The 22,062-nt window shown below is 68.0% G+C and carries 21 protein-coding genes; 5 read left to right on the top strand and 16 right to left on the bottom strand.

Going from position 1 to position 22,062, the window contains the following annotated elements; translation table 11 throughout:
• Nucleotides 1–11: 11 nt before the first annotated feature.
• Both PIGHUM_RS03865 and PIGHUM_RS03860 read right to left on the bottom strand, forming a co-directional pair.
• A complete protein-coding gene (locus PIGHUM_RS03865) occupies nt 12–1,031 on the bottom strand; it encodes a Bug family tripartite tricarboxylate transporter substrate binding protein (RefSeq protein WP_124077938.1) in 1,020 nt (339 codons plus the stop codon).
• A complete protein-coding gene (locus PIGHUM_RS03860; RefSeq protein WP_246012891.1) occupies nt 1,028–2,032 on the bottom strand; it encodes a dihydrodipicolinate synthase family protein in 1,005 nt (334 codons plus the stop codon). Before PIGHUM_RS03860 ends, PIGHUM_RS03865 begins: the two co-directional genes overlap by 4 nt.
• A gap of 363 nt (nt 2,033–2,395) precedes the next feature.
• Between PIGHUM_RS03860 and PIGHUM_RS03855 the strand changes: the two genes are divergently transcribed.
• Complete coding sequence (locus tag PIGHUM_RS03855) at nt 2,396–3,346, top strand: LysR family transcriptional regulator (RefSeq protein WP_124077936.1); 951 nt, start codon at nt 2,396–2,398, stop codon at nt 3,344–3,346.
• An 18-nt stretch (nt 3,347–3,364) separates the two neighbouring features.
• Here PIGHUM_RS03855 and PIGHUM_RS03850 read toward each other — a convergent pair whose 3' ends face one another.
• Nucleotides 3,365–4,294 carry a LysR family transcriptional regulator gene (locus PIGHUM_RS03850; protein WP_124077935.1) on the bottom strand — a complete coding sequence of 310 codons (930 nt, stop codon included), beginning with the start codon at nt 4,292–4,294 and terminating at the stop codon, nt 3,365–3,367.
• Nucleotides 4,295–4,397: 103 nt separating this feature from the next.
• Here PIGHUM_RS03850 and PIGHUM_RS03845 point away from each other — a divergent pair, with 103 nt between their 5' ends.
• Nucleotides 4,398–5,387, top strand: coding sequence for a tripartite tricarboxylate transporter substrate binding protein (locus PIGHUM_RS03845; RefSeq protein ID WP_160142145.1), 990 nt, complete (start codon nt 4,398–4,400; stop codon nt 5,385–5,387).
• Nucleotides 5,388–5,527: 140 nt separating this feature from the next.
• Nucleotides 5,528–6,985: a UbiD family decarboxylase gene (locus PIGHUM_RS03840; protein ID WP_124077933.1), complete on the top strand. Its 1,458-nt coding sequence runs from the start codon at nt 5,528–5,530 to the stop codon at nt 6,983–6,985.
• 44 nt (nt 6,986–7,029) lie between these two features.
• Here the strand turns inward: PIGHUM_RS03840 and PIGHUM_RS03835 are convergent, their stop codons facing one another.
• The 3 genes from PIGHUM_RS03835 to PIGHUM_RS03825 are packed head-to-tail and all read right to left on the bottom strand — an operon-like array spanning nt 7,030 to nt 9,411.
• Nucleotides 7,030–8,211 (bottom strand): 4-hydroxybenzoate 3-monooxygenase, encoded by a 1,182-nt coding sequence (locus PIGHUM_RS03835; RefSeq protein ID WP_124077932.1) that lies wholly within the window; start codon nt 8,209–8,211, stop codon nt 7,030–7,032.
• A complete protein-coding gene (locus tag PIGHUM_RS03830) occupies nt 8,208–9,047 on the bottom strand; it encodes a class III extradiol dioxygenase family protein (protein ID WP_124077931.1) in 840 nt (279 codons plus the stop codon). The genes PIGHUM_RS03835 and PIGHUM_RS03830 overlap by 4 nt, the downstream gene beginning before the upstream one ends.
• Nucleotide 9,048: 1 nt before the next feature.
• Nucleotides 9,049–9,411: a protocatechuate 3,4-dioxygenase gene (locus tag PIGHUM_RS03825; protein ID WP_124077930.1), complete on the bottom strand. Its 363-nt coding sequence runs from the start codon at nt 9,409–9,411 to the stop codon at nt 9,049–9,051.
• A gap of 170 nt (nt 9,412–9,581) precedes the next feature.
• On the opposite strand from PIGHUM_RS03825, the gene PIGHUM_RS03820 reads away from it, so the two are divergent.
• Nucleotides 9,582–10,121 (top strand): MarR family winged helix-turn-helix transcriptional regulator, encoded by a 540-nt coding sequence (locus PIGHUM_RS03820; RefSeq protein ID WP_124077929.1) that lies wholly within the window; start codon nt 9,582–9,584, stop codon nt 10,119–10,121.
• 29 nt (nt 10,122–10,150) lie between these two features.
• Here PIGHUM_RS03820 and PIGHUM_RS03815 read toward each other — a convergent pair whose 3' ends face one another.
• The 8 genes from PIGHUM_RS03815 to PIGHUM_RS03780 all read right to left on the bottom strand — a co-directional run bounded on the left by PIGHUM_RS03815 (nt 10,151) and on the right by PIGHUM_RS03780 (nt 19,000).
• The gene (locus tag PIGHUM_RS03815; RefSeq protein ID WP_124077928.1) at nt 10,151–11,167 is read right to left on the bottom strand and encodes a tripartite tricarboxylate transporter substrate binding protein; all 1,017 of its coding nucleotides are present in this window, start codon (nt 11,165–11,167) and stop codon (nt 10,151–10,153) included.
• A gap of 67 nt (nt 11,168–11,234) precedes the next feature.
• Entirely contained in the window at nt 11,235–12,320 is a 1,086-nt protein-coding gene (locus tag PIGHUM_RS03810) for an aromatic ring-hydroxylating dioxygenase subunit alpha (protein ID WP_124077927.1), read from the bottom strand.
• 156 nt (nt 12,321–12,476) lie between these two features.
• Nucleotides 12,477–13,667, bottom strand: coding sequence for an amino acid aminotransferase (locus PIGHUM_RS03805; protein ID WP_124077926.1), 1,191 nt, complete (start codon nt 13,665–13,667; stop codon nt 12,477–12,479).
• 41 nt (nt 13,668–13,708) lie between these two features.
• Complete coding sequence (gene kynA / locus PIGHUM_RS03800) at nt 13,709–14,560, bottom strand: tryptophan 2,3-dioxygenase (protein WP_124077925.1); 852 nt, start codon at nt 14,558–14,560, stop codon at nt 13,709–13,711.
• Nucleotides 14,561–14,626: 66 nt separating this feature from the next.
• Complete coding sequence (gene kynB / locus PIGHUM_RS03795; RefSeq protein WP_281279047.1) at nt 14,627–15,253, bottom strand: arylformamidase; 627 nt, start codon at nt 15,251–15,253, stop codon at nt 14,627–14,629.
• Nucleotides 15,254–15,332: 79 nt separating this feature from the next.
• A complete protein-coding gene (locus tag PIGHUM_RS03790) occupies nt 15,333–16,412 on the bottom strand; it encodes a maleylacetate reductase (RefSeq protein WP_124077923.1) in 1,080 nt (359 codons plus the stop codon).
• Nucleotides 16,413–16,422: 10 nt separating this feature from the next.
• A complete protein-coding gene (locus PIGHUM_RS03785) occupies nt 16,423–17,286 on the bottom strand; it encodes an intradiol ring-cleavage dioxygenase (RefSeq protein WP_124077922.1) in 864 nt (287 codons plus the stop codon).
• 22 nt (nt 17,287–17,308) lie between these two features.
• Nucleotides 17,309–19,000, bottom strand: coding sequence for an FAD-dependent oxidoreductase (locus tag PIGHUM_RS03780; RefSeq protein WP_124077921.1), 1,692 nt, complete (start codon nt 18,998–19,000; stop codon nt 17,309–17,311).
• Nucleotides 19,001–19,093: 93 nt separating this feature from the next.
• Here PIGHUM_RS03780 and PIGHUM_RS03775 point away from each other — a divergent pair, with 93 nt between their 5' ends.
• On the top strand, nt 19,094–19,546 hold the full coding sequence (locus PIGHUM_RS03775; RefSeq protein WP_246012890.1) for a MarR family winged helix-turn-helix transcriptional regulator: 453 nt from the start codon (nt 19,094–19,096) through the stop codon (nt 19,544–19,546).
• 48 nt (nt 19,547–19,594) lie between these two features.
• Here PIGHUM_RS03775 and PIGHUM_RS03770 read toward each other — a convergent pair whose 3' ends face one another.
• Together PIGHUM_RS03770 and PIGHUM_RS03765 are read right to left on the bottom strand one after the other, a co-directional pair.
• A complete protein-coding gene (locus tag PIGHUM_RS03770) occupies nt 19,595–20,560 on the bottom strand; it encodes a Bug family tripartite tricarboxylate transporter substrate binding protein (protein ID WP_124077920.1) in 966 nt (321 codons plus the stop codon).
• A 20-nt stretch (nt 20,561–20,580) separates the two neighbouring features.
• Nucleotides 20,581–22,032, bottom strand: a complete 1,452-nt coding sequence (locus tag PIGHUM_RS03765) for an aldehyde dehydrogenase (protein ID WP_124077919.1) — start codon at nt 22,030–22,032, stop codon at nt 20,581–20,583.
• Between the last annotated feature and the right edge of the window lie 30 nt (nt 22,033–22,062).

Here is a 22,062-nt window from a genome sequence, read left to right as displayed (position 1 = left end):
CTCCTTGATTGTCAATCGATGCTGATGCCGGTTTGACGCACGATCTCGCCGTAGCGCTGGATCTCCTGGGCCATCAGGCGGCCGAGGTCTTCGGGCGTGCCGGTCTTGACCTCGAATCCCTGCGCTTCGAACTTCTGCCGGATGTCGGCGTCTTCCAGGACCCGGTTCATCGTGGCATTGATGCGCGCGACCACCGGGGCGGGCGTGCCCGCCGGCGCGAATACGGCCAGGCTGGCCCCCAGGTCGACGTTGGGCACGCCGGCCTGGGCCATCGAGGGCACGCCGGGCACCAGCGGCGAGGCCTCGGCGGTTGTCAGCGCCAGCGCCCGCAGCTTGCCTTCGCGTATCTGCGGCATGACGGCGACGTCGGAAATCATGAAATCCACCTGGTTGCCCAGCAGAGCGACCAGGGCGGGCCCGACGCCCTTGAACGGAATGTGGGTGAAGTCCACTTTGGCGGCCTTGGCGATGATCTCGGTGGCCAGGTGCGGGGCCGCGCCGTTGCCGCTCGATGCATAGCTCAGGCGCCCGGGCTGCTTGCGGGCGGCCGTGATGAGGTCGTTCAAGGTCTTGGCCGGCGAGCTGGGATGGACGACGACGATGAAGGGCGATGCGGTGATGTTGCCGACCGGGGCGAAGCTGCGCAGCGCGTCGTAGGACAGCTTCTTGTAGAGGGCCTGGGAACTGGCGTGCGTCACCGGTCCGGTCATGTAGAGCGTATAGCCGTCGGGCGCGGCCGAGGCGACATAGGCGGCGCCGATGGTGGTGCCGGCGCCCGGCTTGTTTTCGACATAGACCGGCTGGCGGAAGCTCTCCGCGAGCTTGGCGGCAAGAATGCGCGCGGCGACGTCGGTCGAACCGCCCGGCGGGAACGGCACGATGATCCTGACCGGCTTGGCGGGATACTCCTGGGCATGCACGGCGGAGGCGGGCAGCGCCGCGGCCAGCAGCGCTGCGGCGCAGGCCGTCCATCCCAGGCATGCGCGCCGGCCGGGCCTGGCCGGCGCAGCGTGTCGTTTGGCGGCGGTCATGAGGCGCTCCCTTGCGCGACGGCCTGCTCCAGGTCGTGCGCGAGCTCGATGCCGGCGCCGCGCAGCAGTTGCCCGATGCGGCGTATTTCTTCGGCGCGCGGAGCGGGCATGGGCGGGCGCATGCGCGGCGAGTCGATGAGCCCGCGCAGCCAGGTGGCGATCTTGTAGCGGACGTGCAGCCGGCCCAGTTCGGCATAGACGTACTCGTGCAGGCGCGCCAGCCCGGCGTCCCAGATGTTCCGCGCCGCCACGAGGTCGTTGGCGCGCATGGCGTCGATGTGGTCCAGCATGGGTTCGAGCGCGTAGTTCCACGAGCCGCTGATCGTTCCGTCGAAGTTCCCGGTGGCCAGGTATTCGTGGAACAAGTGGGCGCTGGAGCACAGCAGGGCGACCGACGGCGCGTGTTCCCGCATTGCGCGGGCCAGGATGCGGTGCCCCTGGTAGGCGTAGGTGGTCTTCCAGCCGACGATGTTCGGCACTTCGCGGCAGAACTTCAGCGTGGGCTCGAGCGGCAGGCCCAGTCCCCAGGGCTGCGATACGTTGGTGATGGGGTGGGTGAAGATGGGCAGGTCCACGGCGCGGTCCTGGGCCTGGATCTGGTCCAGCCAGACTTCGGGATAGCGCACCGAATCCCAGCACAGCGACACATCCATCGATCCCGCGGGCGGCACTACGAAAATTCCCTGGGCGCCCACCGCCTTGGCATCGCGCGCGGTCGCTATCGTCTCTTCCGTGGTCCAGGCGAAGGTTCCCGCGAGTACCGGGATCTTGCCGCCCGCTTCCTCCAGTACGATCTCAAGGACACGCCGCTTTTCCTCGCGGGTGAGATAGAAGATCTCGCCGGCTTCAGGATTGGCGATCAATCCGCCCTCGGCGGCGAAGCGCGGCTGGAGATAGTGCTGGACCAGGCGGCGCAGGCCGGGTTCGTCGATGCCGAGTTCCGGCGTCAGGGGCAGCACGAGCGCCGAATACAGGCGGCGCGACAGGGGATGGCATGGCACGGACAAGTTCGTCTCCTATGAGTCCTGCCAGCAACGGAGGCTGGCTATCGAAGCGGTATGGGCGATATGGGCTGCGGCGGCTGGCGGTTCGATAGGAAAAACGAGGCCCCTCGGCGGCTCGGGTGAGCACCGATCCCATGGATGCCGGGAGCAGCAGGTCGAATAAAGGGGCGGACGAACTGTGCGTCGTCGCCGGCCGCAGGCGTTGCCGCCTGGCCCTGCGTCGTTCAGCGCGCTGTCGCTCTTTGTCTCCGGTGCCTAGTTCTGGGCGGCCCTGCCGCCGTCGTAGCTATGCGAGGGATTCTAGGAAGGCTCCGTTAATTTGTCTAATATATCTCTTATATCTATTGATTTTAACTACTTATGAATCTGAGTATTCGGCACTTCAAGGCTTTCCTGGCCGTCGTCCACACCCACAGCTTTACGCGGGCCGCGGAGCAGATGCACATCAGCCAGCCTGGTCTCAGCCTCATGATGCAGGACATGGAAAGCCAGTTGTCGTGCCGGCTTTTCGAGCGCACGACCCGGTCGATCCAACTGACGGCGGCGGGGCAGCGGCTGCTGCCGATCGCCCAGCAGGTGGTGGACGAGGTGGAGACCATTGCGCCGGTGCTGAGCCAGCTTTCCGAGAAGCGGCGCCGGACCTTGCGCGTAGGCGTGCCGCCCATTTTCTCGGCGAGCGTCATCCCCCTGGTCTACATGAGGCTGCGCAAGACCGAACCCACGCTGGACCTGCGCATCGTCGACCTTCCCAAGCCGGAGGTCGAGCGCCAGGTCCGCAACGGCGAACTCGACTGTGGGCTGGGCGTATTTCCCAAGCGTGTACCCGAGGTGTCGCGCCGGCCGCTGTTCGAATTCGACTTCGTCTACCTGGAGTCGCGCGCCGCGCCCGCGCGGCCCAAGACCCACGGCCGGCCGTCCAGGCGGATCCGCTGGGACGAGCTGCCGGCCGTACCCTTCGTCGAGCTGCACCATACGCAGGATCTGCAGCAGCAGATCAACAAGTGCCGGGCGGCCGCCGGCGCCGCCCGTACCGACGGCATCAGGATGAACCGGCTCGAGTCCCTCATCGGCATGGCGGCGGCGGGCGTGGGGCCGACCATCATTCCGACGTTCGCGGCGCCGGTGGGCATCGACGCCCAGGTGTCCACCGCGCTGCTGGTCGATCCGGTGCTTTCGCTGGATTTCCACCTCATCATCAAGCGCGGCCGCGAGCAGCCCGACGTGATGGAGCCTTTTACCCGGACCTTGCTCGAAGTGATCGAGGAGCGCAGGGACCGGATCCACCGTCCCGCCGAGCAGGACTGGGACTAGCGCACAGCGCGTAAAGCTTCAGTACTCGCGGTGGTTGCGCGGAAAGCGTTCCTGCAGGAAAGCGGCGAACGCGGCGGCGGCCGGCGATAGCGTGCGGTGGCGGTGCCGCAGCAGCGCGATCGGCCGCCGGATCTTGCGGGATTCGAACGGCAGCATTCCCACCTCGGGGAATTTCTGGACGATGGTCCGGGCATGGCCGGGGATCACGGATACGCCCTGCCCCGCTTCCACTAGGCCGATCGCGGTCCAGACGAAGGCTACCTCGCACGCGGGGGTGAGCCGCACGCCGACTTGCGCGGCATGGTAGTCGACCAGGTAGCGGGTGGAGTTGTGCTCGCCCAGCGCAATGAAGGGGTGGTCGGTCAGATCTTTCCAGGTGGCGCGGTGGCGGGGGCTCCAGCCATAGCTGCGCGGGTAGATCAGCAGCAGGTCGTCGTTCTGCAGGAGTTCCGCGTGGATGAAAGCCGTATCCACCGGCAGCACACCCACGGCCAGGTCGACCTCTCCCTTGGCGACGAGGTCGACGATTTCTCCGCCCGGGGTATCGCGCAGCACCATGGTGATGTGCGGATGATGTTCCTTGAACGCGCCGATGATGCGCGGCACCAGCAAGGCCGATTGCAGCGGCGAGCATGCGAAGCGGACGCGCCCGCGGCGGCGGTCGGCCAGTTCGCGCGAGCCTGCGACGGCTGCGCCGAGATCCTGCAGCACGCGCGTGGCCACCGGGTGGAGCTCGGCCCCGGCTTCGGTCATGCGTACCGAGCGGGTGGTCCGGTCGAGCAGTTTGAGGCCGAGTTCCGATTCCAGTTCGCGCACCAGCAGGCTGACGGCGGACTGCGACAGATTGAGCAGCGCGGCGGCCGTGGTGAAGCTGCGGGACTCCGCCACGCAGGCGAAGGCGCGCAGCTGCTTGAGGGAGAGGTTGCCCAGCGAGGCATGGAAACTCATTTGCCGACCTCATCAATAAATGAGAATAACTCGCTGGAATAATAAATCGTCCGGCGCTGTAATGCGCACTCTAGAACGACAGATTCAGGAGGAGACACGCACCATGGCAATCGGCTTGAGTTTCTTGCGCTCGCTGCGGCTGGCGCCGATCGCGGCCCTTGCGGCGGGAATGGCGTTCGCGCCGGCCGGCGCAGCGCTTGCCGCGCAGAACACGATATCGATCGTGGTCGCCACGACGCCCGGCACCGGGCCGGACATCCTGGCGCGGTCGGTCGGCCAGCAGCTCATGGCCCGCTTCGGCACCGCCGCCGTGGTCGACAACCGGCCCGGCGCCAGCGGCAACATCGGTGCCGACCACGTCGCGCGGTCGCGGCCGGACGGCGCCACGCTGCTGGTCGCGGCCACCACCTTCGCCACCAACGCGGCGGTCAACCGCACGCTGCCTTACGACCCGATCAAGGATTTCGAGCCGGTCGCGCTGCTCGGCAGCGGCACGCTGGGCCTGGCCGTGCCCGCCGCGTTTCCCGCCGATACGCTGAAGGCCTTCGTCGCCAAGGCCAGGGCCGAACCGGGCGGCATCAACTACGCCTCGCCCGGCAACGGCACGCCGCAGCATCTGGCCATGGAACTGTTCAAGCAGGAGGCCGGCATCGACCTGTTCCACGTGCCGTTCAAGGGCGCGGGCGGCGCCGTGAACGATCTTGCCGGCGGACACGTTTCCGCGATGATCGTGCCGCTGCACACCATCCAGCCGTTGGTCAACGCCGGCAAGCTCAAGGTCCTGGCGGTCATGAGCGCCCAGCGGGCGCCGTCGTTGCCGCAGGTGCCGACCTTCCGCGAATCCGGCTACGAGAAAGTGCAGGTCGATGTCTGGTACGGCCTGCTCGCGCCCAAGGCCACGCCCCAGGCTACGATCGCCAAGCTCAACAAGGAAGTGAACGAGGTATTGAAGGACGACGACGTCGTGGCCAGCCTGGCCAAGCAGGGCATCCGGCCCGAAGGCGGCTCGCCGGCGCGGATGGCCGACGTCCTGGCTCTGGAAATCAAGCGCTGGCCGCCCGTCGTGCGCGCCGCGAACATCACGGCAGACTGAATGAACCCACCCCCTACCCGCTTGCGCGGGCCCCTCGAGGGGGCGGCGCTGGCGGAGCCGGATCCGCGGCGCCGGGGCCACACAGCGCTGTTTCATGCGATGCGGGTGGCGCGCCGCGCTATGGACAACTAGGTAGACCCATGCAGAAGACTTGGAACGATTACGAGCACCCCCACGAAGATTTGCGCGAGCTGCTCGAGCGCGTCGACAAGGCCGGCGAGCTGCTGCGCATTTCGGGCGCGGACTGGAACCTGGAGGTCGGCACGCTGGCGGAGATCGTCAACAGCGGCCGCTCCGAAGCGCCGGCCATCCTGTTCGACAACATACCCGGGTATCCGGCCGGTTTCCGCTTGCTGTCGGGGGCGACCAATTCCTCGGCGAGGCTGGCGCTGACGCTGGGCTTCCCGGTGCCCAAGGGCCCGATGGACGTGGTCCGCTCCTACCGGGACCGCATGCTGCGCCACGAGCCCATCCCGCCGCGCATCGTCGATACCGGCCCGATCCTGGAGAACATCGACCGCGACGACGACGTCGACATTTTCAAGTTTCCCATCCCTTTCCTTCACGAGATGGACGGCGGACGCTACATCGGCACCGACGACCTGGTCATCATGCGGGACCCGGAAGAGGACTGGATCAACATCGGCACCTACCGCTCGATGGCGCACAGCCGCAACCGCGTCGGCCTGTGGACCTCGCCCGGCAAGCAGGGCCGGCAGATCCGCGACAAATACTTCAGCCAGGGCAAGCCGTGCCCGGTGCTGATCTCCTGCGGCCATGATCCCATGCTGTTCCTGGCGGGCGGCAATGAACTGCGCTTCGGCCTGTCGGAATACGACTATTCCGGCGGCCATCGCGGCCTGCCGTTCGACGTGGTGCTGAGCGAGGTGCACAAGCTGCCCATGCCGGCCCACAGCGAGATCGTGCTCGAAGGCGAGATATACCCGGGCGAGACCTTGCCCGAAGGGCCGTTCGGCGAGTTCACCGGCTATTACGCCGGCGGCAAGAGCGAGCAGCCCGTCGTGCGCGTGCAGCGGGTGTACTACCGCAACAATCCCATCCTGACCATGGCGACGCCGCTGCGGCCGCCCTCGGACTTCTCGTTCTCCAAGTGCGTGATGAAGGCCGGCATGATCTGGGACGAGGTCGAGCGCGCGGGGCTGAGCGGGGTCAAGGGCGTCTGGTGCCACGAGGCCGGGGCGGCGCGTCTTTTCAACATCATCTCGATCAAGCAGTCCTACGCCGGGCATTCCAAGCAAGCCGCGATGATGGCGGCGAACTGCCAGTCGGGCTCGTACCTGGGACGCTTCGTGGTCGTGGTCGATGAAGACGTCGATCCCACCGATCTCTTCGACGTGGTATGGGCGATGTGCACCCGCTGCGATCCGGTCGAGGACATCGAGTTCATCCGCAAGGCGTGGAGCGGCCCGCTCGATCCGCGCATCGCGCGCGGCACCGCCACGAACTCGCGCGCGGTCATCGATGCCTGCCGACCCTTCGAGATGCTGAAGACCTTTCCGCCGGTGGCCTGCGCCACGCCGGAGCTGCGGCAGAAGGTGGAAGCGAAGTTCGCCGATCTGCTGGCGACCTTGAAGTAGCGTCCCGGCGGCTGCCGGGCGCGGCTGCGCCCGGCATGCCGCGCCTAGGCTTCGACCGGCAGGCCGGTGAAGTTGTCCGAGAAGGCAAGCCTTCCCGGGGCGGTGCCGGTCATGTATTCCAGGTCGGCCCGCTGCAGGCGCTTGATGAAATCGCTTTGCCCCGGGAAGCTGTGCACCATGGTGCACAGCCCCGCGGAAAAGCGCTGCACCAGCCACATGCGCCGCAGGCAGGTCTCGGAATAGCTGTCCAGCATGCGGTCCGAACCTTTCCGATAGTGGTCGGCCAGGGCGCGCCCGAGCACCTGGATGTCGGCCACGGCCGAGTTGAGGCCCTTGGCGCCGGTGGGCGGCACGATGTGGGCGGCATCGCCGGCCAGGAACAGCGATCCGTGGCGCATCGGTTCGACCAGGAAGCTGCGCATGCCGGTCACGCTTTTCTGCAGGATCCTGCCTTCGATGAGCGGCGGCATGTCGGCCACGTCGAGCCGTTCGTGCAGGGCGCTCCAGATGCGGTCGTCCGACCAGTTCTCGGGACGGTCGTCGGGTTCGCATTGCAGATAGAGGCGGCTGCGCGTAGGCGACCGGAAGCTCAGCATCGCGAATCCGCTTTCATGGCAGCCCCAGGTCACGTCGGGCGCCGCGGGCGGCACTTCGGCCAGGATGCCCAGCCAGCCGAACGGATAGATCCGGTCGTATTCCTTGCGCACCGTCGGCGGAATGGCGCTGCGGCAAATGCCGTGGAAGCCGTCGCAGCCGATGACGAAGTCGCAGCGCATGCTGCGGGTGGCGCCATCCGCATCGAACTCGATGGACGGCGCCGGGCCGTCCAGCCCGGCCAGGCGGGTGACCGGCGTGTCGAAGCGCAGGTCGGCCCCCGCGGCGATCCGGGCCTCGATCAGGTCGTGCACCACCTCGTGCTGGGGATAGACCATGACGGTGCGGCCGGTCTCGGCCGTGAAGTCGATGCGGTGGGACGCCCCGCCGAACCGGAAGTCGATGCCCGTCTGCGGCATGCCCAGGCGCTTCATGCGCTCCCCCAGGCCCACCTGCGACAGCAGATCGACCGTGCCCTGCTCGAGCACGCCCGCGCGCAGGCGCTGCTGGACGTGGTCGCGGCCGCGGCTTTCGAACACCACCGACGCTATGCCTTCCCGGTGCAGCAAATGGGAAAGCAGGAGCCCCGCCGGGCCGGCGCCGACGATGCCGACCTGAGTGCGTTCGCTCATGCCGGCTCCTCCAGTGTGATCAGGCCCATGCCGGTGGTCATCGGCGCATAGTAGTTGCGGTGCACCCGCCGGGCCTGGCCGGACAGCGCGCCGCGCATGACCAGCCACATGATCAGCTCGATGCCTTCGGCGCCGAACCGTTCCATGAGGGTCTGGTGGGTGAGCTCGCTCAGGCTGGCCGGATCGTTCTCGATGCGGTCCAGGAAGTCCTGGTCCCATTGTTCGTCCATCTTGCCGAACTCGGGGCCGGTCAATTGGTGCGACATGCCGCCGGTGCCGAGGATGACCACGCGCAAATCGTCGGGGTAGGATTCGACCGCCTGCCGGATCGCCTGTCCCAGCCGATAGCAGCGCCGGGCGGTGGGCAGCGGGTGCTGCAGGACGTTGACTGCGAACGGCACGGCGGCCACCCGCCAGTCGGGGTCGTGTTCGAAGCACAGGTGCATGGGCACCAGGAAACCGTGCTCGACCCGCATCTCCTGGCACACGGTCAGGTCGAATTCGTTGTAGACCAGGGATTCGCACAAATGCTGCGAGAACTCCAGGTGTCCGGCGATGGCGGGCAGCGGACGCACGCCGAAGCCTTCGTCGGCGATCTCGTAGCGGTCGGCCGCGCCCACCGCGAATGTCGGGTACTTGTCGAAGAAGAAGTCGGCGCCGTGGTCGTTGTACACCATGATCGCCACGTCGGGCTTGAGCTCGGCCAGCCATTCGCGCACCGGGACGTAGGCGTCGAACAGCGGGCGCCAGGCCGGCGTGGCCTGCTTGCCGCGGTCGTAGGCGCCGCCTATGGAGGGAACGTGCGAAGTGCCGATGCCTGCGATGATGCGTCCCATGTCAGGTTGCTCCCTTGTCGTTGCGGGTGGCCAGGAAGGCCTCGTAGGTTTCGCCGCGCATTTGCGCGCCCATGGCATAGAGCGGGATGCCGGTGACGACGCCCAGCTTGAGCAGGAAGTACACGTTGGCGCCGGCATCGAGCAGGGCCGTGAAGTCGCGCGCGCGCACCAGTTCCTTCTGTGCTTCGGTCAGTCCGAAGCGTTCCATGTAGGCCTCTTCGTTCTCTTTGTAGGCGGCGCGGTTGGCCGGGTCGGTGAGCGAGTTGCACATCTTGTTGATCCGGTAGCCTTTCCAGGAAAGCTGCAGGTCGAAGACGAGCGATCGCGAGATGGGGCGAGAGCGGTCGCGCTGCGGGGTCGTCATGGAGTAACGCTCCTTGGTCGAAGAAAGAAAAGGGCTGCGAGGCGCCGATGCACGGCGGCCGGGCTCGCAGGCACGGACTTGTGAGCCCTGCTGTTTTTATGGAGAATGACTCTAGCTTTCATGTGTCTGATTGTTCTAATCAACGTCGCCGGTGGAGTGGGGAAATCGCCATGTCGTTCGAACGGCCGGTAAGGTGCGAAGAACTGCTCAACTACCGAATCGCGCGGTTGCTGTCGGTCAGCGGGGCGCTGCTGATCCGGCTGTGCGAAGGCCGCTTCGGCATCAGCCGCCGCGAGTGGCGCCTGATCGCGATGCTGGCCGACTACGGAACGCTCTCTCCTTCCGAGCTGGCCCGTTGCGCCCATACCGATCGCCCGCTGGTCTCGCGCGCGATCAACGCCCTGGTCGACAAGGGGCTGTTGGCGCGGGGCGGCGGCGACGGCGACCGGCGCCGCAGCGCGGTATCGCTCACCGACAAGGGCTGGGCATTGCATGCCGAACTGTTTCCGCTGACTTCCGACATCAATACCCGCATCCTGACGACGCTGGAACCGGACGAGATCGACGCGCTCGACCGCGCGCTCGGCCGCCTGACCAGCGCGGCCGAACAGCTCAACCAGACCTACCCGCTGAAGGAGAAGGCCGACCGCCGCGGCGGCGGCAGCAGGCAGCGGGCGTCCACCCGGCCCGACCTGCTGGACGTCTGGTAGCGCGGCGGCCGGTTTCCGGCCGTCTTCGGTCAGTTCGCGCTGGCGCCGGATGCCTTGATCAGCTTGGCCCACTTCACGATCTCCGCCTTCTGGAAATCCCGCAGCTGTTCGGGCGACGAAGCGGCCACGGTCATGCCGTCCTGGACGAAGCCGGCGCGCGCGGAGGGCTTGTTCATCGATCGCACGATTTCGCGGTTCAGTTTCGCGACGATGGCGGGCGGCGTGTCCTTGGGCGCGAACACCGAGAACCACAGCACGATCTCGTAGTCGGGCACGCCGGCCTCGATCATCGTCGGCAGGTCGGGCGCCGCGGGCGAGCGCTCCCGGCCGGTGACGGCCAAGGCCCGCACCTTGCCCGACTGCACGACCGGCATTCCGATCGCGACCGAGTCGAACAGTATGTCGGCATGGCCGCCCATGACGTCGCTGAGCGCCTGGGCTGGGCCTCGCGCGGGGATGTGCGTCATGTCGATGCCGGCCAGCGACTTGAGCAGCTCGCCCGACATGTGGCCCGAGGTCCCGATGCCCTGCGAAATGAAATTGAGCGTGCCAGGCTTGCGTCTGGCCAACTGGACCAGTTCCTGCACGTTGTTCGCCGGAACCGACGGATGCACCATCAGGACGTTCGGCACGGTGGCGAGCAGGCTGACCGGCGTGAAATCGCCCACGGCGTCGTAGGGCAGGTTCTTCAGGAGGGTGACGTTGATGGCATGGGTCGCATGGGTGCCCAGGAGGATGGTGTAGCCGTCGCCGGCCGCCTTGGCCACGTGATCGGCGCCGATGGTGCCCCCGGCCCCGGGTTTGTTTTCGACGATCACCGGCTGCTGCCAGGCTTCCTGCAGGTCGTGCGCCACGCTGCGCGCCAGTTTGTCGGTCAGCCCGCCGGCCGTGAACGGCACGATGAAGCGGATCGGCTTGCTCGGGTACTGCGCGTCGGATTCGGCCGCACAGGCTGGCGCTGCGGCCAGGGCGAGCGCCAGGCTGGCGAGCAGCGGCGGCGCGAATCGGCGGGTTTGGGGGCGCGTGCGGAAAGGTCTGCGGCGCATGGGAGTCTCCTTTGGTCGGACATCGTGGGAATGAACGGCGGCGGATCGTGAGCCGGCAGGCATCACGTCAGGATGCCGCCACCGTTCGGCGGGAAACCGCGTCGGCGGGCGACGCGGCCCCCGCGGCCTCGGCAGCTTCTGCGGCTGCCATTTTTTCGATCATGCGGCGCGCGCGGGCCGGCCCGGCGTCGATGTTCAGCCAGGCCGTCTGGCGCAAGCCGGTAACGTTCTGTTCCCGCTGCATCGCCGAGGTGACGACGTTGTCTTCCTGGAAGGTGCGGCTGAATTCGCACGCCAGCCGCGCTTCGAAATCGGCGTCGCCCACGCCGAAATTGCGCACGTGCATCCAGAAGAAATGGGTGCTGGTATCGGTCTCGGGAGTCAGGAACTTGTAGCTGTATGCGCGCCGGCCGCGGTCCATGTTGGCCTCGGTGTGCTCCTGGCCCGCATCCATCGTCACTACGTCGACGCGCGACACGCACGGCGGAAAGAAGCGGTAGTACTGGCAGCGGTCGGTCAGGCCCTCGAAGGCGCCGCTTGCGCGATCGATGGGAGGCGGCTCCGCATCGAGCGTCCACCGGTAGGTGACGATGTGGTCGTCGGCCTCTTCGGTGACGGGGGCGACTTCGCTCGAGGCCGGGTTGCCGATGGTGCTGCGGTGCGTGTAGGTCGTATGGGCCGGATCCTGCAGGTTCTCGACGATGTTCAGGTAGTGCGTGAGGTGATGCTGGCGTTCGCCCCACAGCACTGCCCAGCCCGGCGTGTCGTAGCGTTCGATGACGTGGATGAGGCCGGGGTCGGCGCGTTCAGGGTCGCCCATCCAGATCCAGGCGGCGCCGTAGCGCTCGGCTACGGGGAAGCTCCTGACGCGGGCGGCGGGCGGGATCCTGTCCTGGCCGGGAACGTGTACACAGGCGCCGGAGCCGTCGAACTGCAGTCCGTGGTAGCCGCACTGCAGCGTGTCGTCCACGACCTGCCCCAGCGACAGCGGAACCAGCTTGTGCGCGCAGCGGTCGAGCAGCGCCGCCAATTCGCCGTTCCGCTTGCGGTAGGCGACGATGGGCTCGTCCAGGACCCGGCGCGAGAACGGGGTGTCGCCGATTTCCTTCGACCAGGCGAGGACGTACCAGGCGTTGCGGACGACGTAATGCATAGAGCTCTCCTCACTGAATGGCGTGCCGGCCGCGGGGGCCGGACACTGGCCGCCGTAACGCGGCGGCTTCTAGTGGGGAGACTCTATCCGTCGAGTCGAGAATTGTTCTATACAACCACCCGCGCTATCGGGCGCGCGGGCGGGAACGGCATCCGTTCAGTCCATCACCTTCGCCATGGCCTGCGCCACGGCGTCGAGGTTGGCTTCGAACAGCCCGGCCACGCACATGCGGCCCGACTGGATCAGGTAGACGCCGAACTCGTCGCGCAGGCGGTCCACCTGCTCCGGACGCAGGCCGGTGTAGCTGAACATGCCGCGCTGGGTCACGAAGTAATCGACGTCCAGGTCCGGCCGCAGCGCCTGCAGGCGATCGCGCAGGCCGCGGCGCATGGCGTTGATACGGGTGCGCATCTGCGCGACCTCGCCGTGCCAGGCGGCGCGCAGCCCGGGGTCGTTGAGCAGCGTGCCGACCACGCGGCTGCCGAACAGCGCGGGGCTGGAGTAGTTCTTGCGTACGGTGGCCTGCAATTGGCCGAGTACGCGCGCGGCCTCGTCCGGCGTCGGGCAGACCACCGACAGGCCGCCCACGCGTTCGCCGTACAGCGACATGCTCTTGGAGAACGAGTTGCCGACCAGCATGGCGCCGCCGCGCCTGGCCATTTCACGCACGATCCAGGCATCCTCGTCCAGGCCGTCGCCGAAGCCCTGGTAGGCCATGTCGAAGAACGGGATGGCATTGCGCTCCGCCAGCGCATCGGCGATCTGCGCCCACTGCTCGCGCGTCGGATCGATGCCGGTGGGGTTGTGGCAGCAAGGCTGGAGCAGCACGACGCCGAGTTCGGGCAGCTGGCGCAGCGCGGCGAGCATTTCCTCGAAGCGCAGGCCGTTGGTGGCGGCGTCGTAGTACGGGAAGGCGTGCATCTCGAAGCCCGCGCCGCCCAGGATGTTGTAGTGGTTCTCCCAGGTGGGGTCGCTGATCCACAGTTCGCTGCCGGGGAAGTGCGCCTTCAGGAAGTCGCCGCCCACCTTGAGCGCGCCCGAGCCGCCCAGCGTATGGATGGTGGCGATGCGGCCTTCGGCGATCGCCGGGTGGTCGGCGCCGAATACGGCTTCCTGGACCGCCTTGCGGTATTGGGCGTCGCCTTCCATCGGCAGGTATACGGCGGGCGCCGAGACATCGATGCGGTCACGCGCCTGCGCCACGCTGTCCAGCACCGGAACCTTGCCCTCGGCGTCGTAGTAGAAGCCGATGCTCAGGTTGACTTTGTTCTGGCGGGGATCCTTCAGAAAGGTCTGGACCAGCGACAGAATGGGGTCGCCGGCATAGCGGGGTACGTGCTCGAACATGGGGCGGATTTCCTTGTAGTGCAAAGATTGTAGCCGGGAGGTTACAGACTCGTTCTCATCTGCCACAGCTCGGGGAACAGCACCACGTCCAGCATCTTGCGCAGATAGCTCACCCCCGCCGTGCCGCCGGTGCCGCGCTTGAAGCCGATCACGCGTTCGACCGTGGTGACGTGGCGGAAGCGCCATTGGCGGAACATGTCTTCGAGGTCGACCAGTTTTTCGGCCAGCGCGTAGAGGTCCCAGTGGGCGTCCGGGTCGGCGTAGACCGTCAGCCAGGCGGCTTCGACCGAGGCGTCGTAGACGGTGGGCAGGGTCCAGTCGCGGTGCAGGCGTTCGGGGGCGACGGCCAGGCCGCGGCGCGCCATCAGCATGACGGCTTCGTCGTAGAGCGAGGGCGCATGCAGCGCCGCCTCGACCGCCGCCTTGCGCTCGGGATGGTGGGCGTGCGGCGCGACCAGGTTGGCGTTCTTGTTGCCCAGCACGAATTCGATCTGCCGGTATTGGAAGGACTGGAAGCCGGAGGAGGAGCCCAGGTGAGGCCGGAAGCGCGTGTATTCCGAGGGCGTCAGCGTGGACAGGACCACCCAGGCGTTGACCAGCTGCTCGAACACGCGCGAGACGCGCGCCAGCATCTTCAGCGCCGGCTCGACTTCGTCCTGCCGGATGCAGGCGCGCGCGGCGTTCAGTTCGTGCAGGGCCAGCTTCATCCACAGCTCGCTGACCTGGTGCTGGACGATGAACAGCAGTTCGTTGTGGTCGGACGAGAGCGGGTGCTGGGCGCTCAGCAGCGCATCCAGGCCGAGGTAGTCGCCATAGCTCATGGACTTGGAGAAATCCATCTGGGCGTCGTGCCACTGCGCGGTGGAGGCGGACGGTTTCTCGGGAGTGTTCATGGTCGGGGGTCCTGAAACGTGAGTGGCCGCCGGGCGCGGCGGGCGTCCCGCTGCCGGGGCAGGGTGTCAGCGCAGCGGTCGCAGCACCGCGCGAACCGGACTGGCGTCCAGTGCGGCAAGGCGCAGCGGCAGCGCGATCAGTTCGTAGTCGCCTTCGGCCGCCTGGTCGAGCACCAGGCCTTCGAGGATGGCCATCCCCGCGGCATGGACCCGGCGGTGCGCATCCATGGTCTTGGATTCCTGCGGATCGATGGAAGGGGTGTCTATGCCCACCAGCCGCACGCCGCGGCGGGCCAGCAAGTCGATGGCGGCGGGCGATACGGCGCAGAAGCCGCTGTCCCAGGCCTCGATGGGCGCGCGCGCATAGGTGCGCAGCAGCACGCGGGGCGGCGTGTCCTGCAAGGCATGCGCGATGTGGTGCGGCTCGATGAGCGGACGGACGCCTACGCAATGGATGACGCGGGCGGGGCCGATGTAGGCGTCGAGCGGCACGCTGCCGATCGGCGCGCCGTCGCGCGCGTAGTGCAGCGGGGCGTCGGCGTGCGCGCCGGTGTGCGGCGAGAGCGTCATGCGGCCCACGTTGACCGGACAGGCGCCTTCCATGCGCCAGACCCCGGCCTGCTCGAAGGGCGTGTCGCCGGGCCAGACCGGGGTGGCGGGAGAAAGCGGTGGACTGATGTCTATGAGTGCCATGGCGGGCATGCCTACGCGCCGTACGAGCTGGCATTCTATCGCCCGCCGGGCCGCCGGCGGCCCGGGCCCAACCGCGCGCTCAGTCCGGCCGGATGCCGTGGTAGGCGTTGGAGAGCAGGCGATGGATGTCGCCGCGCTGCGCGGCATCGATTTCCCTGGGGTTCCAGTACGGCGCGCTGACGACCAGGTCGGCTGCGCGGTCCAGGTCTGCCTCGGCGATGCCGCCGATGTCCTTCAAGGCCACGGGCGCGCCGTTGTCGCGCGCCAGGTCGAACAGGGCCGCGGCCGCGCTGGCGCGGCCTGCCGCGTCCAGCGCGCGTTCGATGCGGCGCATGGCGTCCGGCGCGGCGGCCGCGTTGAAGGCGATCGCGTGCGGCAGGATGATCGTATGCACCTCGGCGTGAGGCAGGTTGAAGGTGCCGCCCAGCGTATGGCAGAGCTTGTGATGCAGCGCCATGCCGACGTTGCCCAGCACCGTGCCGCACAGCCACGCGCCGTACTGGGCATCGCTGCGCGCCTCCAGGTCGCCGGCGTCGCGGCGGATGGCGGGCAGCGCGCGGGCCAGGGCGCGTATGCCTTCCTCGGCCATGAGCTCCATGATGGGATTGCCGTCGCGCGCGTACAGGCCTTCGGCCGCATGGGCGATGGCGTTCATGCCGCTGGTGATGCTGAGCGCCTGCGGCAGGGTGAGCGTCAGGTCGGGATCGTAGATGACCGTGCGCGGCAGCACGCGCGGATCCTTGCCCGTTTTCTTCAGCCCCGCTTCGGTGATGCCGAAGATCGGAGTCATTTCGCTGCCGGCGTAGGTGGTGGGGATGGCAAGAATCGGCAGCCCCGAATCGAGCGCGATGGCCTTGCCCAGGCCGATGGTCGATCCGCCGCCTATGGCGACTGCGCAGTCGGCGCCCAGGCGCCGCGCCTCGTCGCGCGCCTGGCGCGCGGTTTCGATGGGGACGTGCATGACGGCGCGGGCAAAGATGCCGGCCGCCCGGCTTCCCAGGAGGTCGGCGATCCGGCGCGCCTGGTCCTGCTGCTCGGGCGTGGACAGCACCAGCGCGCGGCTGGCCTGCAGCAGGTCGATTTCCCGCTCCAGGGAGGCGAGCGCGCCCCGGCCGAAGACCACCCGGGCGGGCTGGCCGTTGTAGATGAAGTCTTTCATGGCGGGCTCCTCAGTGTTCGTTGCCGGCGCCGGCCTGGCTGCCGGCCGCCGCGGGATTGAGCACGAAGTCGTACTCGACCAGGTAGGTGCCGTCGGGCTGCTCGACCCAGTCGGCGATCAGCGACTGCCTGACGCCGAACACCGCGTCCGAGTCCAGGTAGGGATCGTCGCTGCGGAAGACGTGGGTGATCAGGGTTTCGTAGCCCGGCGCTTCGATCATGAAGTGCAGGTGGGCGGGCCGCCAGGGATGCCGCCCAGCGGCTTCGAGCAGTTCTCCCACCGGACCGTCGTGCGGAATCGCGTAGGGAACGGCCAGGATGGAGCGGAAATGATAGCGGCCCTGCTCGTCGGCATGGAGGATGCCGCGCGCCTGCGCGTGGTCGAGCTCGGCATGCTGGACGTCGTAGAGGCCGTCCTCGTCGGACTGCCACACGTCCATCTGCGCATGCGGCACCGGCTCTCCGTTCACGCCCCGTACGGTGCCCCGCACCAGGCAGGGAATACCGCGCGCGCCGTTCGAGATGTCCGCGCCGGGCTCGTAGTGCGGCGCGCCCTGGACGTGGAACGGGCCGAACACGGTGGCCTCGGTGCATCCGGCCGGCTTGTCGTTGTTCTGCGCCACGGTGAGCATGGACAGCCCGAGCACGTCCGAGAGCAGGATGAATTCCTGGCGCTTGTCGTCGGTGATGTGGCCGCATCGGGTCAGGAACTCGATGCCGCGGCCCCATTCCTCTTCGGTGAGTTCCACTTCCCGCGCGAAATCGTGCAGGTGGCGGACCAGGCTGGTCAGGATCCGCTTCAGGCGCGGATCGGCACAGCCGGCATGGCGCGCCAGGACGGCGTCGGTGATGGTGTCTTGATTCAGGTTGCGCATGGTCGTTTCTCCGTTGCTCTGCTTACGCCTGCTGGCCGGTCACCCTGGCCAGGATCGCGTCCGCCTCGCCGGCGTTCGCGCCGCGCCAGGCGACGATCTGGTCGGGACGGATCAGCACCAGTGGGGCTTCGTACAACTCGCGCACCGCGGGCGCCGCGAGCCGCACGGCTTGCAGATCGATGCCGCGCCTGCGCGCCGCCGCGAGGAACGCGTCGTGGGGCGTTTCCTGTTCGCCCAGCACCAGCAGCGTCCACTCGCGGTGGAACAGGTCGAACAGCGAGCGACCGTCTTCCAGCCAGGCGTGGGGCGGCCGCCCGCCCGGGCTGGCGGTGTGGATGTACTGGTTCGGCTCGTCGGGAGGCGGCGGCGTGCCGTCGCCCGCGATGATGGGCGAGCCGTCGTAGCGTCCGCCGAAGGTGACGCCGGGAATGTTGAATTCGAGCCGCGCATGGTCGTTCAGGTGCTGGATGGCGACCTGCCGTTCGGCCTCGCCGGTCGGCGAGTCTTCCTCCAGTTCGGGCCGGGCGCGGAACAGGCCCACCGAATCCGCGAAGCGCCGGGCAAAGCCGGTATTGCGCTCGGCCAGCGGCCGGCGCTCGGCTTCGTAGCTGTCGAGCAGCGACAGCGGGGCCTGGCCCTTGACGACGCTGGCCAGCTTCCATGCGAGGTTGACGGCGTCTTCGACCGCGGTGTTGTAGCCCAGGCCGCCGGTGGGCGTGAACAGATGCGCGGCGTCGCCGGCGATGAATACCCGGCCGCGCTGGAATTGCCGCGCCACCAGCGCGTGTCCGGCCAGCCACGTGCCCATGGACAGGATTTCCATCGGGACCTGCGCGCCGACGGCTTCGGCGAAGACGCGGCGCGCGTCTTCCTCGGTCCAGTTGTCGGCGTCTTCCCCCGGGTGGACCGCGGCGTGGAAGGCGTACTCGGCCTGGCCGTCCACCGAGGCCATGAAGGCGCGCCGCTGGTGGTTGACGGCGACGTACATCCAGGCCTTGGGGTGCGGCAGCGCCGGCAGGAAGGCCGGCGAGCGCAGGTAGATGGCGAACATCTTGCCGCCCATGAACTCGCGCTGGATGCCGGTGACGCCGCCCCATTCGATGCCCAGCGCGGTGCGCACGAAGCTGCGCGCTCCGTCCGCGCCGACCAGGAATTTCGCCCGCACTTCCACTTCCTCGCCGCCGGCGGCGGGCTGGATCGTCGCGCTGACGAAATCGCCCTCGTCGCGCAAGCTGCGCAGGCTCCACCCGTAGCGCACGTCGTTGGTGGGCCAGGCTTGCGCATGGCGCCGCAGCGTCGCTTCGACGAACTTCTGCGAGACCCGGTGGGGCAGCTCTGCGGCGCTCCAGGAGCCGGTCATCGTCTTGATCCGGACGGTGGCTTCGGCGGCGGTCGGCAACTGGATGCGCGCCAGTTCGTGCCCCGTGTAGCGGGTGAAGTAGGCAATGTCGGTGGGGTGGTCCGCGGGCAGCCCCAGCGCCCGGATCTCATGGGCGAAGCCCAGGCGGCGGAAGTGCTCCATGGTGCGGGCCTGGGTGGCGTTGGCCTGCGGATTGAAAGCCGTGCCCGGCTTGGAATCGACCACCAGGCAGCTCACCCCGCGCGGGCCGAGCTCATTGGCGAGCATCAGCCCGCACGGGCCGCCGCCGGCGACCAGGACATCGACTTCGAGCCGGGTCTTGCCCCGGGCGGTAGACTGCGCGTCGTCAAGCATCGTATGTTCTTCCTTTCGTCTACGCACCCGCCGATGCGGTATTTATTTAGGTTACCAAAGTAAATCGGCGTGTGCAATCAGAATCCGGCCATCGTGAAAACCCCAGACAAGCACGCCTACCATTGGCGAACCCACAATCCCGGCCGCGTGCTCAGCGGCGCGCTGCGCCGTTTCGAGCAGCGGGTCATGGATCTCATGAGCGAAGCCGGCCATTCGGAGACGCGGCGCTGGCACGTGAACCTGACGCGCCACCTGGACCTGGACGGCACCCGCATCACCGACCTGGCGCGGCGCTCGGCGATGACCAACGCGGCTATGAACGAGCTGATCGGCCAGTGCGAGGACATGGGCTTGGTGGAACGCGTCGCGGACCCGGCGGACAAGCGCGCCCGCATCGTCCGGTTCACCGGGGTCGGGCTTGCATGGCTGGATGCCTTCGGCCGCGCGGTGGCGGTCGCGCAGCAGGAAATGGAGGACGAGATCGGCAGCGGCGGCATGACGGTCCTGCTCAAGGACCTGGCAGGCTATGCCGGCAGCGCCGAGTGAGGCGCGCCGCGCTTTACCGTGAAGCGCGGCGCGGGAAGGCGTGCGCCCTCAGTTGGCCTTGATGCCTTTCTCGCGGATGATCGCGCCCATGCGCTTGAAGTCCAGCGAGCCCTTGTCGCCGAACTCGCGCGGGCTCATCTGCTCGGGTATGTTGCCCATGCCGATGATCTTCTCCTGGACCGCCGCGGTGCCGAGGATGCGGTTGACCTGGGTGTTCAGCTTCTCGACGACGGCGGGCGGCGTGCGGGCCGGCGCGTAGAGTCCGAACACGGCATCGGCGTCGAAATCCTTCAGGCCGAGTTCGTCCAGGGTCGGCAGGTCGGGGAATTGCGGCGAACGCTTTGGACTCGCGACCGCCAGCATCTTCAGTTTGCCGGCCTTGACGTACTGGATGGCGATGCCCGGGTCGAACAGGAAATCGATCTGCCCCGCGAGCAGGTCGGTCAGCGCGGGGCCGGCGCCGCGGTAGGGAACGTGCACCGCCTCGGTCTTGGTGGCGCTCATCATCATCTCGCCGGCCAGGTGGGGCGAGGTGCCGTTGCCGGGGGAGCCGAACGAGCGCTTGCCGGGATGCGCCTTCATGTCGGCGATGAATTGCTGGAAGTCCTTCGGCCCGCCGTCGGCGCGCACCACCAGGTAGAACGGCACGCGCGCGACCGCCGCGACCGGGATCAGGTCCTTGGCGGGGTCGAAGGGCATCTTGGCATAGAGGTGGGGGTTGATCGAGACCATTCCGCCCGAACTCATCAGCAGCGTATAGCCGTCGGGAGCTGCCTCGGCAACGGCCTGGCCGCCGATATTGCCGCCGGCGCCCGCCTTGTTCTCGACGACGACGGGCTGGCCCAGCGCTTCCTGCAGCGGCTGGCCGATGACGCGCGCCAACAGGTCGGCCGCGCCGCCGGGCGCGAAGTTGACGACGACCCGGACCGGTTGGGCGGGCCATTGCTGCGCGTGGACGGCGCCGCCGGCGCCCAGGCCGAATGCGAGCACCGCGAGGGTTGGTAGCAGTTTCATGGATGCACCTTTACGAAAGATCAGAAGGGGTAGTGGCGGTCGGCGGTCTGCACGGTGATCCAGCGCAGCTCGGTGAACGCGTCGATGCCGGCCTTGCCGCCGAACCTGCCGTAGCCCGAATCCTTCACGCCGCCGAACGGCATCTGGGCCTCGTCGTGCACGGTGGGTCCGTTGACGTGGCAGATGCCCGAATCGATGCGGTTGGCGACGTCCCAGGCGCGGGCGATGTCGCGCCCGAACACGGCCGCCGACAGGCCATAGGGGTTGTCGTTGGCCACCCGCACGGCTTCCTCGACGCCGTCCACCCGCACCACGGGCTTGGCCGGGCCGAAGCTTTCTTCGTGGTAGATGCGCATTTGCGGCGTCACGTTGTCGAGCAGCGTGGCCGGCATCAGGGTGTTCTCCGCCTTGCCGCCGCATACCAGCGTGGCGCCCTTGGCCAGCGCGTCGTCGATCAGGGCATTGCAGCGCTCGACCGTTCCCTGGTCGACCACCGAGCCCAGCACCACCGGGCCCTTGCGCGGATCGCCCAGCGGCAGCTTCGACGCCTTGGCCGCGAGCTTCCGGACGAACTCGTCGGCCACCTTGCGGTCGACCACCAGCCGTTCGGTACTCATGCAGATCTGCCCGCTGTTGGCGAAGGCGCCGAAGGCCGCGCCGTTGACCGCGGCTTCCAGGTCGGCGTCGTCGAGCACCACCAGGGGCGCCTTGCCGCCCAGTTCCAGCACGACCGGCTTGAGGTATTTGGCGCAGGTCTGCGCGATCAGTTTGCCCACGCGGGTAGAGCCGGTGAAGTTGACGCGGCGCAGCGCCGGATGCGCCACCATGGCTTCGACCACCTCGGCGGCGTCGGCCGGCGCGTTGGTCACGAAGTTCACGACCCCGGGCGGAAAGCCCGCATCCTTGAAAGCCTCGACGATCAGTCCGTGGGTGGCCGGGCAGAGTTCGGAACCCTTGAAGACCACGGTATTGCCGCAGGCCAGCGGCGTGGCGATGGCGCGCACGCCCAGGATCACCGGGGCGTTCCACGGCGCGATGCCGAGCACCACGCCGGCCGGGCGGCGCAGGGCCATGGCCAGGCTGCCCGGGACGTCGGACGGGATGACTTCGCCGCTGATCTGGGTGGTGATGCCGGCGGCTTCGCGCAGCATGTCCGCCGCCAGGTGGACATTGAACCCGGCCCACGGCGCGGCGGCGCCCGTTTCCGAGGCCATCGCCTCGATCAGGCTCTGCGCCTTGTCTTCGATGGCCTGGGCGGCCTTGAGCAGCAGGGCGCGGCGCTCGCCCGGTCCGGTGCGGGACCAGGCGGCGAACGCGCCGGCCGCGGCTTCGACGGCGGCAACTGCGTCGGCCGCCGTCGCCGCGGGGGCGGACGTGGCCACCGCTCCATCCAGGGGGTTGCGGCGCTCGAACGTGGCGCCGTTGCCGGCCTGCCGCGTTTCGCCATTGATCAACATCGTTATCGTGCCCATGGGCTTGTCTCCTGTCGTTGCCATTCATTG

The sequence above is a fragment of the Pigmentiphaga humi genome, assembly GCF_900606115.1.
GTDB classification, from domain to species: domain Bacteria; phylum Pseudomonadota; class Gammaproteobacteria; order Burkholderiales; family Burkholderiaceae_B; genus Pigmentiphaga; species Pigmentiphaga humi.
Note: the sequence above shows the minus strand (reverse complement) of the source record. Positions and strands in the feature narration are given on the sequence as shown.